Here is a 15992-nt window from a genome sequence, read left to right as displayed (position 1 = left end):
GATAGTTTGAATACACGCCCTAGTCCCATTCAATACGAATGCAACTTTTCTCTTTGCATTGAAATATTAGCTTTATTCAGCTTGAGGGATTCCATGGGATCTAAGAGAACAAAAAAACAAGTTGCCGAATCATTTTCTTTAATTTAAAACATTTGGAGTTGTTGTATCTTCTCTACTTTGCCAAGCCTCTCCAAAACTATAGGTTCCTTATCCTCAAAATAAGCGTGACGGATTTCCTGATCGTATTTTATTATCGACGTTCCCCCATCTTTCGCATTACGGAGGCGACAACTATAAATAATAGGGAAGTAATCCCTTAGAAACTTACCTTCAGTATGAGCGGTTAGTGCAATGATTTGGTATCCGAGTTGATTCGCAATAAAAAAAACAGGTTCTAAAACATGGTCACTGGAAGCCTTGCCGAAGGGATTATCCAGAATAGCTGACCTGTTATTCATTTTTGTCTTGGTAACATATTGCCGTTTTTCCGATAGATAACTTTGAATTCCTAAAAAAAGAGCCATGTTTTTACTCCATTTTTCGCCACCTGACCATAAATTGGAGGTAGTCCACTCTTCGAGTGCGTGACTTACTCGATTGTCATTGGAAACTTTGCGAACCTGGACTTTAATGGGATGCTCGCTAATTTTCATTAAAAGGTGTCTCGGGTGCAACCATTTTTCAATGTCTCGACGAACTTTTGTGGTATCTTCGATCCCTTCGTCTGTTTTATATTCGTCTCCGGTCAATCGCTCACTTATCCACTCAACATGGCGAAACAATCGTTCTCGGGCAAAGTCTTCCTCCCACGTTGGAGTTGTAATTACAATGATGGATTTATAAGCGTCTTCCACTTTGACTCTCGTCATCTTTTCAATATTGCCAAGTTCATCACGCACTGTAGTCATGTACGTATGTAACTGCTGAATAAAATGTTTTAAATCCTGATTAAATTCTTGCATCCCTTGCTCCGCAATCAAGGTAGCACGCGCTACACGTTCCTTCATTCCGCGTTCCCATTCTCTCAATTCTTGATACGTACTTCGCTGCCGAATTCCATTAAGCGCTGCCTGACGCAATTTCTCGTTTTTAATCTTAAACTCCACAAATCGTTCAAATTTTTGACGCTCCCTTTCGACCCCTTGCTTTTCAAGCGTCACCCGTTTATAAATGTCCTCTATCTGTTTTAGGAATTCAAGCACGAATTGCTCCTTATTTAAATTAAACTCGTTCCGTCTTTCCGTGGGAAAAACAATTTGCCGGACACGTTCAGATAGAAATTCATATCTAATATTCTGTTTGTCCATATGATTCAGCATTTTTTTCAATTCTTCCATTGCTGTTCTAGTTATTTGTTCCTCCTTTTCCAAAAAAGAACGTTGAGATAAGAGCCGCTTTCCTTTTTCAATCAGGTGGGTTTCAACCATATCCAACGGATCACTAAAGGAATGGATTGGTCCTTTATGTCCTTTATGATAAGCATCAATTTTTTCACTTAATCTTGCTTCTACTTCTCTTTTTTTTAATTCCGCTTCCTTAAAGGATATATGTTTATCTTCCATAAGATTTGTCAGCCCACTTAATTTGGACGCTGCCTGTTGAATACGAATTTGTCCGTCAGCCGGAAACTCCTGGTCGGGAAGTTCAATTTTATACTCCGCTAGTTTTATTATTTGCTGTTTGATCTCCTCCTGATATTGGAAAATCCGTCTTTCAATTGCGCTTTTTTCTTTCTCAACCTCCAGCAGCATCTCCTTTAGTAAAATACGAGTTTGTTTAAGCGCTGCTTCCGAGTTTTCTGCCGGCATCGACTTTTCTATCTTTTTCAACTCTAGGAAAAGCTCTTCACCTTTTAATTCACTAATCAGATCGTATACAGCCTCACGGTTACTTTCCAGTTCTTCCAGTAGTTCAACCAAAGATTTCTGTTCTTTTTTCATTCGATCTATCATTAATTGAGCAATTTTCATTTCCTCGCTGCATGCTTTAAGTTGAATATTAATCGTCTGTAGTTCTTTCACTTTATTTTGCCACTCTGCAGCTTTACGCATTTTATACTCTAACTTACGAATAAAATCGGATAACCACTGTCTTTTTTCCGCTATCGTTACTATCACTTTTTCGTTTTCGGCTAAGCTGGTATCTAATTGAACAATCTCCCCACGGAGTTGACGCAGCTTCTCTTCGCATTGCTTTTTCTGTTCAACCCGTTCTTTATATACTTTATATGAATTACGTTGAAGGAAACGTTTAAGATCATCCATCATCCTTATAATGCCGTTCAACTCAAACTCACAATGCTTTACATTGTCGGCTGCTGCCTTTGCATGATCCGCAATTTTTTGCTTCCATAGTTCAAAGCCTGACGTTTCTAACACATCCGGCCAATAAGACGGTGTCACTGTTTGATAAATAAATGGTTGTTCGGCAAGTGTCCTGGCTTCATAAACAGAAAGTACTATTACTGGAAAAGTAAGCTCGCTAGCAGAATCTTCAAGTTTCTTTTCAATTATGTGCTTATTCTCAGGTTGGACCACAATACTCATCTGCCAAAACGGAAAACGAACAAATAATTCCTGCTTGTTTAGTTGCGTTTCACGTAATAATCTTTCAGCAAAATCCGTTCCGCTTTCGACAGGATAATCGATTTGTCTGATCCACTGGCGAATCCAAGGGTCAGCCGTAAAGACATCCAAATCACCGTATGAATCCTGCAAACGGCTAGCAACCCGTTCCTTTAGCCGCGCGCTTTCTAGCGTTTTTTTCTTCTTTGTCTCCTCAATTTCAAGCGACATCACAATTTTGTCCTGCTCCAAATAAACATCCGAAACATTTCTCAGTGCATACAAACCACGTAAATCCGTAAGGAGTTGTTCTTGCTCTTGAATGACCCTCTTCACAACATTTTCCGCATCCTGATGTGAAAGTTCTGTGACCCTTATATCTTCACGAAGAAAACCGATCAATTCAAGATTTTCTTCTTTCTCCTTTTGAGCCTTCTGCTCTAGCGCTTTCTGCTCAACAAGTTCTTTTTGAACTTGCTCCAGTTTGTTTATCCAGATGACTAACTCGCTTTCTACGAGTTGCTGGCTGTTTTCCAAAATTTCAAGTTCAATGCGTTCCTTCTGCTTTACCAGCTCATCGGTTAATACAGAGAACTTTACCGTTTGTTTATCGAGTTCAATCAATTGAGCATGCTTACTCTCAATATCCTGATCTAATTTCGTTTTTTCTTGTTTGGTATTCTCGATCTGACGTTTAACCGCCTCATACTCTCTCCCTAAGTAGTGCTCCTTGTCTTCATACACATCTTTTAATTGAGCTAGCGTGACCTGCAGCTGTTCCTTTAACTCCGATTCGTCATGCTCTTCATCTAATGATTTCAGACGCAGTTCCTCTGCCTGTAACTGAGCTGTTTTGCGATCATAATCCTGTTTGTCTCGTAAATACTTTAATTTTTCCAATTCATGCTGTACTTTGAGTTGCTCGGTTTTAATCGTTTCATAAGCAGTTCTTGACTCAAGAAAGTACCGATTCGCTTGTTCTTCCTTAATAGTCAAGTCAGCAATAGCAAGCGACGCATGCTCTTGCTCGAGTATCTTTTCTTCCTCTATTAGACTCTCTAGTTGCTTTTGTAGCGTGCTATATCTTTCATCCGCTTCCACTTTTTGAGCAGAGGTGTAAGAATATATTGCCTTCATTTGCTCGTAATATTTATTTTCTTCTTGCTTTAATTGATCCAGCCGTTCGAAACCAATCATCATACCTGCCAATTCTGATTCAATCCGTATATTTTCTTCAATCTGTTCCTTAAGCTGCTTATTCTTTCGAAAATTATCCCGATTCCCTTCGAACAAATCAGTAAATCCCCCAACACCATGTCCACCGATTGCTTTTTGTACGGAAGGAATAAGCAATCGATTCACCAGGTCAGAGGTGGTTTTGCAATTCTCAAAGAATGCCTCTACGTCGCCTTCACCGCTATTAATCGTAGCAAGCGAATCCCATTCAGTTTCAACGATTTTAAAATGCTTTTCCAAATAAGCGCGATAGCTTTCAATGGTTGAAAATGTTTTTGCCGTAAGATGCTTTCGGCTCATTCCTATATAGTAATCATTTATTTCCCCGGCAGAAGCGGGGCGCAGATTTTCTCTCGAATCCGGAACTGAGAATGGTATTTTCTCGATAGCTCCTTCGTCATTTGTTGTATAGGTATAAACGTATTTATGAGAGTCAAGTCTTTCATTTCGAAGAAACAAGGTGACCGCAGTAACCGCATATTGTCTTGGCTTGTCCTGTAAAATCCATTCAATAGCAATATGCGCATGAGCGCCGCTTAATGTTAGCGTTTGGAGCAACTTACGGTCTGCCAGGTTAGTATGGGGAATCACTGCCTGGAGAGCCGTTTGAATAAATACCGTCTTTCCTCCTCCATTTTCCAATAATATTGCGGCATTATGACCATCGAAACGAAAAGTTTCATCATTATATCGTTTTCCGCCGCCCTCATATACAACATTAGCAAATCTAATTTTAGATATTGCCGGCATTCTCGTTCTCCTTTCGACCATCATATTGATACATGAACTGTAAAATGCCCCGATTGTATTGTGTCTCCATAAAGTAGCGCTGAACAATGATCTGAGCTTTCTCGGTCAGCGTATACTCATCATCGCCAATTTCCATCAATATCTGTTGTTTTTTCATAAACTCACATGTTTTGTACAAGAAACTGATTCGTGTAACTGTTCGCCCAGCTTGTCTGAAGGAGGATTCTCGAATATCATTTAATGCGTCCCATTTCTGGATAATCGCGATCCAATTGCAGTCAAAATCCTTCTCGTAACGCAAAAGCGCTTCTTCTCCATGCTCACGCAACGTCTCTATCCGTTCTCCAACTTTGTCCAGCCATTCATCAACAGTTAAAAAATCACGCTGGATATTGGAAGATTGATAACTGCAATAAAATTCGCCTATAAAAATCAAAATGCATAAATACATCATATACACATCAGCATTTGTAGCATTCACGCCAAGTTCGCGACGTACTTCTTCCATTTTTAAATGAAATGGAGAGAAACCTGTCTTCGGAATGAGGTACAATATATCTCCAGCTTGCACAATTACACTGTCGACTCGCCAAGCGAATTGTTCGGTCAAACTACGAACATCGTCATTCAATAAATAAGGTTCAATCTCCTTCCCAGACTGTTCCCCATTACCCATTAATGCTGCAAATATCTCAAATGCCTGCATCACTGCCTGCTCATTATATCTCACGTTCTTTCAGTCTCCGTTCCACACGCATATTCTGAATGGCAAATCGAGGCGCGGGCTGAATGACTCCTATGCATTCGGTTACAACAAGAACATCACCTTCTAGTTGCACAAGCGCCCCATTCATAACATCTCCGTCTCGATCTGGCTCCCACCTTGCTGGGGAACGCTGATGCAGGACTAGCCAGAAATCATAGTAAGATCGATGGTTCACAATATGTGATGGAAGCAACTCACTGAGTTCCTTGAGTTCGATTTCACGACTTTCCTTCATAATCTCCAGAACTTGTTTCATAATAAGTGAGAAATTTTTTTGTTGTATCTGTCGATTTTGTTCAACCTGCTCATCGTCCACTTCTGGGTAACCATAGTTCGTTGGCTCCTGATTGAAGGAAGAACTTCTTTGTTTATCAAAGACCGTCAAAAGTGACCAACTTCTGTGCCGATGTAACGATGTGAAAGTTGTAGCTAACCCCTTAGCCGCGAGAGGAGGCAATGGAGAAGAGACAAGTCGTGATACAATTTCATGATCGAAATGAAAAGTTTGTAATCCAATGGAATAAAGCGCCTGTTTAGCCGAATCAAATGCTTTGTTCTTTAATTGAATAGCCTCTTTGAGTAACAATTGGTGCAAATGATGGACCTCGCCTAATTCTTTGGAGATTTGCAATAGTTGCTCATAAGCTTTCAAATCTTTGGATGTTTGCAAATCAGCACTTTGCTTTTGAGTCGTATCCATGACAAAATTGTACAATTCTTTGAACTCTTCGTCTTCTCTCACCAAACGTGAGTGAGTGTCTTTAACGATTTGCAAAAATTTCTGATAAGTCTCATCTGATACGATATTTCTAACGACATCCATTCCAAGCCGACGCATCTGTTCCCGGATCACTTCTACGGCAATTCTCATTTCGTGTATTTCAGTTAGAGCGTTGACAAATTCGCCTTTTTCAAGTTGCTTACGAATAAGAAGTTGATTAATGGAAATTCGAAACTCGCTGTAATACTCTTTAGTAGCAAAAATAAGCTCGATTCCCGCTTCATCCAACGTATAATATTGCCGATTTTCAGATTTATCAAATCCAGCTGTCTTTAGAATAGAAAAGGAATATGTTTCGGTTATCCTTGTCTCCCAATCCCAATACTGTTCCTCTTGTCTTTTCCCTGTTGGATCACGGTACGTTTGAACAATGGTTTCTGCAATTTGATGAAAACGTGAGCGACTAAGTTGCAAGCGTTTTCCGCAGATACTATACAAAAAATCTGATAATTCAGGAACACCTTTTTTAAATTGGCGTTGAAGCATACATTCAAAAAAGAAAAGAAGCGATAACAAGCCCATAGAAAACCAATCCACGTTTTCATCTTCTTCATTTCTCTTTCGATACTTTAATCGAAATAAAGGGTCCATTATAGCTAGCCGTTTTACTCGTTCACCGTATCCTTTGATAGCATCATCCATTACTCTTTCCATGAGTGCCTCCATATTTCACGAAGTTCATCAGCTTTTAAAGCCTCTTGCGGGTAATAGCCGCCCTTTGCTAGCATCTGACGGACCTTGTCCTGTTCATGTGCCAGAAAAAATCTGACAAAATTGTTTTCTGCCTCATGATTATGCCGTTGATTCTGTTTGCCGTAAGTAAAATCTTTTTCAAGGAGCGCACGATAAAAAATCAAACAAGGTGGAGCAAATCGTCTATGATGAAGGCTATTCCAAATCGTAATACCCTCACGATCCAGATCTCCAAAATATAAAAGCCGATGCGTTCGATCCGGCATATTCAATTGTTCTTCCAATTTCATAATACTAGATAAAAAGCTTTTTCCTGATCCATAAATTAAGGTTGTATACGGTGACTCTACAAGACAAGTAGAAAGCGCGGCGTACACTGCCTTATTTTCTACAATCAAATGAATATGCTCAGCCGATGCCATTTGCGAAGGATTTATAGCAAACATTAGTGGTTCTGGTATAGAGACAATTCGCAGTGACGAGTAGATCCCTACTCGTTCCAAAAAAGCACGGCCTCCCCCTTCATCGATCCATTTTTCATCGCCTGCAAGTTCATAGGAACGTTCAGAGGAGAATGCCTCCTTGTCCGGAAGTCCCTTTTCGTTTATATATCTATTTAACCGATTGATTAATTCCTGATCGTTCTCCCAGGTCTCAAGAGACAAAGTAAAATAGCATGATAAATTAATCAGAGGGTGTATTTGTAATTGTTTTATACGGATTTGCTCCTGCAGCGGTTTATTTAAATCTTGTTTTTGTATGCGAAAGGCATGAGCAAGGCCATGATGATTGATGCCATGTGATTTAATCGGTTTAAGAAGCTCTTCCATTTCTAACTGCCTTATGGCTGCAAAGAATATATCGTATTCCACCTCTCCTTCGAAAAGATTTTCAAGCTGACGGAGTTTAATTGTTTTCACTTGTATATTGGAGAGTTCCAGTTTGATTTTTTCGCACAATAATTCATTTGATCTATACATTGTCCATTCACCTTCTGACTATCCTTCATTGGAATCATTTGGTATAGTCATATTTTATCAAAAAAACTCAAATTAATCATATGCTTTTTCTACATGTTTCTCTATGTTAGAGTAGCCATCATTCTGCTCCCTACTAAGATCGGGGATATTACGCTCCAACATCCAACGAAGTGCTATAGTTACGACAGTACCTGCACTCTTTGCCACCTATATCTAAAATGCAAGTAATCGGCATTACCAAAGCTTCACTGCGGAAGTTCTGCGGCGAGGCAACGTTCCCTTTGACTGCATGCTGAAGAAGCAAAGTTGCCAAACAATTAAACAATTCGTAATGCTTCTAAATCCTTTTCTAGTTCCTGCATCGGCCATAGCAATCTCTGACAAATTCAGCAACACACCATCTATTTATAATGTCATATTTCCTTTACATTTTTGTCATCTCTGCAGTTTACTTGGGTTATTCCCCCTAGATATTATCCAGACGAGACGCAAGTCGTTACTTTATACTGGAGCAGCATCGGCTTCACAGAAAGCGATAAACAAAAAAAGAGGCCAGGACAGGTCATTGCCCATCCGGCATCTCTTTTTATTGTAAGGCTTTACGAAACAACATCATCTACAGATTAACTTTTCCTGAAGCCTGGAGCAACGAATCTAATTTAGCGGAAGCACTCTTAATAATAGGCACTGAGCATTCCAAAATGTCATCCCCATAAACAAGAATAAACCTACTTCATTCCAGGTGCTTTTATGGCTCTCACTCGAATGATATCTTCCATCCTGTTGTAAACATAATATACTTTGTAGCCCATCACTACAATACGACGTGTATTCGCCCATGACCCCCGATCATATTCACGATAACCTTCATGTGGAGCGATTACAGAAAGACGAGCATGTATCGAATGAATGAGCTTGATTTGAAATTCTTCTGTTTCCTGTCGAGAAAAATGCAGACTTTGTATGGTAGCAATCCGCTTCAAAACTTGCTCGGAAAAAGTCACCCGTCGCATTATTCCGCATGGAACTCCTGAATATATTTAATGGCCTCTTCAACCGAATAGTTACGACCGGCCTTTTCATCCTCTTCGGAATCCTTCAACATGGTTTGAAGTTCCGGGTCAGACTCAATTTCTTTTATAATCTCGCGCTGATCGTGCGGAACAGAGGAGATAACCGTCAACTTGACTTCCGTACCCAGTACGTCGGCAATAACTTCATCCTCGTTATGAATCAGGCTCCAAAGCTTCTCCTGAAGTTGATTGTCCAGCGTTATTTTTTTTATTCCGGCCATATATCCGTCACCTCAAACCCATTATAACAGATGATGAATTTTAATTCCTTTATAATTTGAGATTACAGTACTGTAATACACAAAATAAAAACCCTTCCCGAAAGAAGAGTTTGTTTGAAGGTATGGTGCGGTCAAGAGGACTCGAACCTCCACGGTATTGCTACCACCGGCACCTGAAGCCGGCGCGTCTGCCAATTCCGCCATGACCGCATATAAAATTGTTGCTTGACTCTCTTCCCCCGGAGAGTTACTGTCGACACACCAGCCGCGCCTATGTCGGCCGCACTAAAGATTTCTTTAGCGGGGTGCGCTAAACTTTTGAGGGAAATTTCATGATTGGTGCGCCTTGCGACTGTTTGGCGCGCTGCTCATTTTGCAAGAACCCAATCACCGTGCGGGCTGAGTACCGGTTGAAGCGTTAAATTGTGGGCGCGCTAAAACCTGAAGTCGGCGTGTCTAGCCCGAGACGCGCTAAATTCGGGGCCGGGAAAAGCAGATGGAGCCAGGGTTCCTCATAAACGGGAGACGCGCCAGATTATTCGCCCAGTGGATTTCATTCGCCGAATCCGGCGCGGGAGAAAAGCGAGTCGACCGGACGATCCCCCTCTAAATCTCCATTCTGCTTCTCCCTCCATTTCCTGATCGGAGGGCCTTCTGTATGACGATTACGAGTCCAACCTCTACTCCCCACAACCTGCTGGGCTTCCAACAGCCTGAATTTCAAGATCAGGTTCGGCAGTTTCTCCTCGCCGCCTCTCATCGCGGTTTATCTCCCCGAACGATCACGTACTATTCCTTCCACCTACTGGGCTTGGAACGATTTTTTATCTCTCGCCAGATGCCGTTCCTCGCTTCCAACTGCGTGATGTTCCTTCAGGATTGGCTTCAACAATTGAACGAGCAAGGCTATGCCCAGCATTCTATTCGTGGCCGATTTTATACGTGTCGGCAATTTTTTCGATTCGCATTTCCGGATACAGCTGGAGAAAACTTTTCCATAGCCATGCCTTCGAATTCACAGGTCAACCCTTACAAACCCATCTGTTTCACGGAAGCGGAAGTGAAGCGGATTCTTCAGCAACCCAATCTCCGGCAATTCACGGGACTGTGGGACTACACCATGATGCTGTTATTGCTGGATACCGGCATTCGACTTGCCGAATTAAGCACCCTGCTTATTTCCGATCTGGACTTTCAGGACGGCTTTATTCACATTGCCAGGGAAAAGGCAACAAAAGCCGTTTCGTTCCCATGCAGAAAACTTGCGCCGCGGCCCTCCGTTCATATTTGCGACTGCGCGGCGGACAGCAGCATGATGCTTTATGGATCTCAAGCAAAGGGTAGCCCATTCAGCCAGACACGATCAAGCAGTTGATTATCAAGCATTGCCATGACGCCGGTATAAGCGGTTCCGCCCATGCCTTCCGACGAACGATGGCCAAATCTTTCCTGATGAATGGCGGTAATGCCTACGCATTACAAGCCCTTTTAGGTCACAGCGACATCACCATGACCCGTCACTATGTGTCACTCCAGCCCGCCGATGTACGCCATCGGCACGAAACATGCAGTCCCGTCGAATCGCTTCTTCGTTATGCTCAGAAATGCAAAGATGAAAGGAAGATGTCTCGTGAATAATCCCATTAAACGTCGTACCAATCGCGTGTCCACCCAAACGGATCGGTCTTTCTCGGCCAAACCGTCGAACGAGGAATGGATTGATCTTTTCCTCCAGGACTGCCGATTCCGGAACCTCAGCCAACGCTCCATTGCTTATTATGACAGCACGTTGCATTACCTGCTGCAGGTATTAGAAGAACAACAGCAATGCGCGGACTTTGATCAAATCTCGGCCGATAACTTGCAGCGTCATTTCCTCGGCTACATGTTGGAGAAGCAACTCGCCCCGCAGACGATCAACGGTCGTTTAATCTGCTGCCGAATCTTTTTTCGATTTCTGCATCGAAACGGGCACATCCCGACGAATCCGGCAACAGCCTTGACGTCTGTCAAAGCTCCCAAAGATGCGATCGCTACGTTTTCCAACGACGAACTCGTACGGCTACTGCGACAACCGAATCAATCGACTTTCACTGGACTTCGTGATTACGCGATCCTGCTGTTGTTCCTGGATACCGGCATTCGCATCGGTGAACTGCTCGGTTTGCGCATAGAAGATCTCCATCTACAAGAAATGGAACTGCGGGTCATGGGAAAGGGAGCAAAAGAGCGACGGGTTCCGTTCCAGAAAACCTGCGCCAAAGCGCTTCGGACTTATTTGGCCGAGCGCGGGGATTTGCTCACTCCGGCTTTATTTGTATCGATTGATAATCAGCCGCTGCAAATTCGATCTTTGCAGGACCGAATTCATGACTATGGCCTGATGGCGAAAATCACGGGCGTGCGAGTCTCCCCGCATACTTTCCGTCACACGATGGCCAAAATGTACATCCGTAATGGCGGCGATCCTTTTTCTTTGCAACTCATTCTCGGCCATTCCTGCTTGGACATGGTTCAGATGTACGTCCGGCTTTTTAACAATGAAGTGCGGGAGCAGCATCGGAAATACAGTCCGGTTGAGCATATGCGGTCACGTCGAAAATGAGGAATGGAGCGGATACTTGATCCGCCTGCTTTACGATAAGCGCTCACGTACTTTGTCCGTTTCGTCGTCACCGTCAATGTCGTGAGCGCTCGTACGTCAGGAACGTCAGTAGTCGGAGAGGTCTAACGCCAACCAAAGGGGACGAAAAACAATGGGTAGCCCGCCGTCCCATTGTTCGGCAGGGTTTTAGCAAATTCGGAGAAAATGAAAAGGGAAGGAACTTGTCTATCGGGATTACAACAATGACTTTTGATAAGGATGACGAATCAGGAAAATTTCGATTGCATCTTGGTTATACCGATAAAACACCTTGTAAGGATCCGACTTGCCCGGTCTAATCAGTGTCATTCTCATATTGACGGGCATTCCTTGAATCGAAACGCCTCTGCCGGGAAGAAAAACAGAAAAGTCTTGTTGTTCAAAATACGATTCAATGATCTCCACCAAATGCTCGGCGATCGCAGGCCATCCATGTTCCTCACGCCAAACATCCAGCCTGATAAGGGATTGTAATGCTGACTGCTTCCAAATCATCCTCATTGCCGATTGCGCCGCGCTAACTGTTCGAGCACTTCCTGCTTGGAAAGAGACGGATTATCTGCTTTCATGGCATCCAGCAACAATGTTTCTTCTTCCGGATCCGTGACTTCATAGTTCCCTGACTGGCTTATTTCATCAACTTCAAACAACATAAACTTGCGGCTTCCGACCTGAATATAGGTGTCGCCACTTGTGATGGCGGTTGACAGTTCATCGTTATTGAGTTTGAGCAGCTTCATATGAATTCCCTCCCATATGGAGTATGAGGCAATTATAACACATTGGGGCTGAAGCAAACCATTCCCGAAGCAGGCGAAGGCCCTTTTCGAAATAGGTGCCAAAGGACTACAACAAACATACAATCGCAACATTTGTATCCATGAGATAGCCTTACTTCGTCATCGGTCCCAGTCCTCGCGCATGCGACCGACTTCATCCTTTAATTCCTTGATCCTCTCCGGGGACAAGACGCCTGCAGACTGGAGCAGATCATCCACGCTGCAGTCGCCCGTCTCTTCCATTTCCACGGTCTCCTGATTAAAATCAATAATCACTCGCGGATACGTGATATTGACTTTACGCAGGATGTTCCGCAATTCCTTTACGGTATCGGCATCCATTTTTTGTGGAAGCATGGAAAGACACCTCGCATTTTCGATTTGGGATCATTATACCATATTTTAAAACCTTTCCGCTCTCGCCACTGAACCCGATTTCGATTTTCAAGCCCGACAAGGTGAAATGCTGCTGCTTCCGTCAGGTTCGCGCTTCTTCGCTGTAACCCATCGCAAGGTATCCCTTCCTTCGTTTCGCATACATCCGCATCAGCTTGGGAACCTCCTGATCGACGTAGTCGTAAATTTGCACTTCCCGCTTCGATTCATACATGCGATGAAGCCGGCCAGCGTATTGCTGAAGCGTTCCCTTCCATGAAATGGGCATCACCAGAAATAGCGTATCCAATCGGGCATCGTCGAAGCCTTCGCCGGCAAACCGGCCGGTGGCCAAAAACACTCTTTCCTGATCTTCAGGCACAGAACGAATTTGCTCCTGAATGTCCCTCCAACGCTTCTTCCCCATGCCGCCGCGCAGCACGATCACATTTTTCGCGAAGGGCTTGAGCCGTTCCGCAAAATAGTCCAAATGAGCCGTCCGCTCCGTCAGCAATAACGGCGATCTGCCCTGGTCCAACGCCTTCAGCAGGTCGTCAAAGATTTGATCGTTGCGGCGCTCGTTGGCAATCAACCGATCGTAGAGCTCCTGGATCGACAAGTCGGCTGCTTCCGCTTCGGGAATGCTGAAGGAGGTCGAGCGCGGCAGCAAGACATGCCGGAACGGCCGATTTTTCGCCTGCGTCTTTGCATCCACGCGGTAACGTACCGGGCCGCATTGCATGCTGACGATCGGATGATGTCCGTCCTTGCGCACATAGGTGGCGGTCAATCCCAACACGTATTTGGAGCGGGCTCGGCTCAGCACTTGCTCGAAGCTAAAGGCGGAAATATGATGACATTCATCCACAATAATCTGACCGTATTCGCCAAGAACGGACGGCAAATCCTCACGACCGTGAACGGATTGCAGCATGGCGACATCCAGTCGTCCGGTACGGCTGTTTTTACCGCCTCCCCATTGTCCGATTTCGTCGGCCGGGATGGTCAGAAATAAAGCCAACTGCGCCTTCCATTGCTCTAACAACTGTCTGCGATGCACCAGCACCAACGTGCTGACGCCTCTGGCTGCAATCATCCAGGCACCGATCACGGTTTTGCCGAACGCCGTCGTTGCCGCTAAAATCCCTGTGTCGTGTCGCAGCAATTCCGCCGCGGCTTTGGACTGCTCCGCCTTCAACTCGGCGCGAAAATCGATCTGAAGGGGGTGTCCCGTTACTCTTTCGTCCGCCAACTCCACGGTCGTGCCCCGGCTTTCCAGCCGTTCCAGAACGCTCTCCAAACAGCCCCTCGGCAGGGCAATATGACGCGAAAATTCGGCGGAGCAATTGATAATGCGAGGCTTTCCGAAGGTGGAGAGCCTCATCTTCTGCGCTTTGTAGAAGTCGGGGTTCTGAAAGGCAGCCAGCCGAATGAATGCGTTGATTTGAGAGGACGTCAACCCTTCTTTTTCAATATAGAGCTTGTCGCTGATGACCAGCTTCATTCGCTCGGGGAAATTCTCTTTCCATGCATCTGCCGTTGCCGTTTCTGCATGCCAAGGCATCGCATCATCATCGTCATCCTCGTCGGAAGCGCGGGCGATTCGAAGCACACTTCCCTTCCGCAGCGCTTCATCAACAAGCGCTTCCGCTTCCACTCGCTTCATTTTGCGCAGGGAGGACAAAAACTGCCATTGATCTCGGTAGGGCTCCAGATGGTCGTCGACAAACAGGCTGTTTCCTGCCTTGCCCGGCCCTCGTTGCAGCGGCAGAGCGATCAGATTGCCGAGCTTCTTGTCTTTGGGGAGCGTGTCCTGATTGGGAAACATCCGGTCGTAGGAATCCAATCCGATCTGATGCCGATGCTCCAAGGCGAGCGTAAGCAGACTGCTTCCCATCATGCGGGCGGTTTTGGCCGGCAGCGGCTCCTCGAAGAAGATCCATACGTGCCCTCCGTTCCCCGAGCGGGAACGCTCCAAAGCCGCCGGAACCTTCTTATGACGGCATACGGACAAGAAGGCGGAACTGTCCTCCTGCCAACCCGATTTGTCAAAGTCGACGGCCAGAAACCAGCAGGTTTCATTGGTCAGGAGCGGATAAAGGCCAAGGGTAACCGGACGCTGTTCCCGCTGCAGATGCTGGGCAATGACCTCATCCGTTATGGGCAGGTCTTCGCCCCATACCGCTCGGCCATTTTCTTTGCCCAAGTATTCGCGCGCCCGGAAATACCCGGCCTTTCCGGTCTTGTCGACTCCCCGCAAGGCATAGACATCTTCCCGTCCCCGGAAGAAGGATCGGAACAGGGCGATTTTATCCTGAAGATCCGACTGTTTCGTGACGTTAAAGTCGGAGCCTTGCCGCTCGAAGTCTGCTTCTGCTTCCTTCAATGGCTCTGGCGGTAAGATCGACTTTGCTTCATTTTCACGTGAACTGTCCTGAGATTGAAGTCTGTTTTTCAACTGTCTCACTTCAGACTGAAGGCTTGCGTTTTCCAAACGCAATCGATGAACTTCGGCCTGCAGGCGCTCGTAGTCGGCCGGAACCAAGTTCAATTCCATTTGTATAGCCTTCTCCGTGCGTTCCTGCTTTCGAGCCATTTCATAATCCCCTTCAGCGTTGTTGGTCTTATCTATCTTTACGATAACATGTTGTAACACAAAATAAAAACCCTTCCGAAGGAAGAGTTTGTTTGAAGATATGGTGCGGTCGAGAGGACTCGAACCTCCACAATGTTTCCATTACTGGCACCTGAAGCCAGCGCGTCTGCCAATTCCGCCACGACCGCATATTCAATTGTTCCTTGACTTGACTCTCTTCCCCTACAGAGTTACTGTCGACACACCAGCCGCGCCTATGTCGGCCGCGCTAATAATCACATTAGCGTGGTACGTCAAACCTTAGAGGGAAATTCAAGGATTGGTGAGACCTGTGCTTGTTTGGCGCGCTGGCCATTTTGCAAGCATCCAATCACTGTGCGGGCTGAGAGCCGGTAGCCGCGATAAATTGCTTCCTCGCCAAAACCTGAATCCAGCGCGTCTGCCAATTCCGCCACGTCCGCATGTTTGCCGTTGCCGCCGCTTAGCGCGACGTCAGCGAAATATAATTTATCACAGAGCATCGGCTCTAGTCAA

General features: G+C 44.9%; 12 protein-coding genes and 2 tRNA genes. 3 read left to right on the top strand and 11 right to left on the bottom strand.

Annotated features, from left to right (window positions below):
* Positions 1–143: 143 nt before the first annotated feature.
* The 6 genes from E6C55_RS34260 to E6C55_RS22250 form a co-directional block, all read right to left on the bottom strand.
* Entirely contained in the window at positions 144–4550 is a 4407-nt protein-coding gene (locus E6C55_RS34260) for a coiled-coil domain-containing protein (RefSeq protein ID WP_211093628.1), read from the bottom strand.
* Positions 4534–5280, bottom strand: coding sequence for a DUF6063 family protein (locus E6C55_RS22270; RefSeq protein WP_136372027.1), 747 nt, complete (start codon positions 5278–5280; stop codon positions 4534–4536). Before E6C55_RS22270 ends, E6C55_RS34260 begins: the two co-directional genes overlap by 17 nt.
* The gene (locus E6C55_RS22265; protein WP_136372026.1) at positions 5270–6751 is read right to left on the bottom strand and encodes a hypothetical protein; all 1482 of its coding nucleotides are present in this window, start codon (positions 6749–6751) and stop codon (positions 5270–5272) included. Before E6C55_RS22265 ends, E6C55_RS22270 begins: the two co-directional genes overlap by 11 nt.
* Positions 6739–7770 (bottom strand): Wadjet anti-phage system protein JetD domain-containing protein, encoded by a 1032-nt coding sequence (locus tag E6C55_RS22260; protein WP_136372025.1) that lies wholly within the window; start codon positions 7768–7770, stop codon positions 6739–6741. Before E6C55_RS22260 ends, E6C55_RS22265 begins: the two co-directional genes overlap by 13 nt.
* Positions 7771–8782: 1012 nt before the next feature.
* Positions 8783–9064, bottom strand: coding sequence for a hypothetical protein (locus E6C55_RS22255; RefSeq protein ID WP_136372024.1), 282 nt, complete (start codon positions 9062–9064; stop codon positions 8783–8785).
* A 123-nt stretch (positions 9065–9187) separates the two neighbouring features.
* Positions 9188–9274: transfer RNA gene (locus tag E6C55_RS22250), tRNA-Leu, on the bottom strand.
* A 448-nt stretch (positions 9275–9722) separates the two neighbouring features.
* Between E6C55_RS22250 and E6C55_RS22245 the strand changes: the two genes are divergently transcribed.
* Genes E6C55_RS22245 through E6C55_RS22235 form a run of 3 tightly spaced genes read left to right on the top strand, consistent with a single transcriptional unit; the run spans position 9723 to position 11669 of the window.
* Positions 9723–10439, top strand: coding sequence for a tyrosine-type recombinase/integrase (locus E6C55_RS22245; RefSeq protein WP_136372023.1), 717 nt, complete (start codon positions 9723–9725; stop codon positions 10437–10439).
* Positions 10436–10702, top strand: coding sequence for a tyrosine-type recombinase/integrase (locus E6C55_RS35465; RefSeq protein ID WP_168735810.1), 267 nt, complete (start codon positions 10436–10438; stop codon positions 10700–10702). The genes E6C55_RS22245 and E6C55_RS35465 overlap by 4 nt, the downstream gene beginning before the upstream one ends.
* Positions 10695–11669, top strand: coding sequence for a tyrosine-type recombinase/integrase (locus E6C55_RS22235; RefSeq protein ID WP_168735809.1), 975 nt, complete (start codon positions 10695–10697; stop codon positions 11667–11669). The genes E6C55_RS35465 and E6C55_RS22235 overlap by 8 nt, the downstream gene beginning before the upstream one ends.
* Before the next feature lie 234 nt (positions 11670–11903).
* Here the strand turns inward: E6C55_RS22235 and E6C55_RS22230 are convergent, their stop codons facing one another.
* From E6C55_RS22230 to E6C55_RS22210, 5 genes are all read right to left on the bottom strand, one after another.
* Entirely contained in the window at positions 11904–12209 is a 306-nt protein-coding gene (locus tag E6C55_RS22230) for a type II toxin-antitoxin system RelE/ParE family toxin (RefSeq protein WP_136372021.1), read from the bottom strand.
* Complete coding sequence (locus E6C55_RS22225; RefSeq protein WP_136372020.1) at positions 12206–12448, bottom strand: hypothetical protein; 243 nt, start codon at positions 12446–12448, stop codon at positions 12206–12208. Before E6C55_RS22225 ends, E6C55_RS22230 begins: the two co-directional genes overlap by 4 nt.
* Before the next feature lie 159 nt (positions 12449–12607).
* Positions 12608–12844 (bottom strand): hypothetical protein, encoded by a 237-nt coding sequence (locus tag E6C55_RS22220; protein ID WP_136372019.1) that lies wholly within the window; start codon positions 12842–12844, stop codon positions 12608–12610.
* Between the two features lie 121 nt (positions 12845–12965).
* The gene (locus tag E6C55_RS22215; RefSeq protein WP_136372018.1) at positions 12966–15419 is read right to left on the bottom strand and encodes a TOTE conflict system archaeo-eukaryotic primase domain-containing protein; all 2454 of its coding nucleotides are present in this window, start codon (positions 15417–15419) and stop codon (positions 12966–12968) included.
* Positions 15420–15559: 140 nt separating this feature from the next.
* Positions 15560–15646: transfer RNA gene (locus tag E6C55_RS22210), tRNA-Leu, on the bottom strand.
* Between the last annotated feature and the right edge of the window lie 346 nt (positions 15647–15992).

The organism is Cohnella fermenti (assembly GCF_004801405.1).
Taxonomy (GTDB): domain Bacteria; phylum Bacillota; class Bacilli; order Paenibacillales; family Paenibacillaceae; genus Cohnella; species Cohnella fermenti.
This window is presented reverse-complemented; position numbering and strand designations above follow the sequence as displayed.

Coding starts and splice junctions, on each gene's coding strand:
- E6C55_RS34260 (WP_211093628.1), bottom strand. CDS start 4,550: ATGCCGGCAATATCTAAAATTAGATTTGCTAATGTTGTATATGAGGGC.
- E6C55_RS22265 (WP_136372026.1), bottom strand. CDS start 6,751: ATGGAAAGAGTAATGGATGATGCTATCAAAGGATACGGTGAACGAGTA.
- E6C55_RS22260 (WP_136372025.1), bottom strand. CDS start 7,770: ATGTATAGATCAAATGAATTATTGTGCGAAAAAATCAAACTGGAACTC.
- E6C55_RS22255 (WP_136372024.1), bottom strand. CDS start 9,064: ATGGCCGGAATAAAAAAAATAACGCTGGACAATCAACTTCAGGAGAAG.
- E6C55_RS22245 (WP_136372023.1), top strand. CDS start 9,723: ATGACGATTACGAGTCCAACCTCTACTCCCCACAACCTGCTGGGCTTC.
- E6C55_RS22230 (WP_136372021.1), bottom strand. CDS start 12,209: ATGAGGATGATTTGGAAGCAGTCAGCATTACAATCCCTTATCAGGCTG.
- E6C55_RS22225 (WP_136372020.1), bottom strand. CDS start 12,448: ATGAAGCTGCTCAAACTCAATAACGATGAACTGTCAACCGCCATCACA.
- E6C55_RS22220 (WP_136372019.1), bottom strand. CDS start 12,844: ATGCTTCCACAAAAAATGGATGCCGATACCGTAAAGGAATTGCGGAAC.
- E6C55_RS22215 (WP_136372018.1), bottom strand. CDS start 15,419: ATGGAATTGAACTTGGTTCCGGCCGACTACGAGCGCCTGCAGGCCGAA.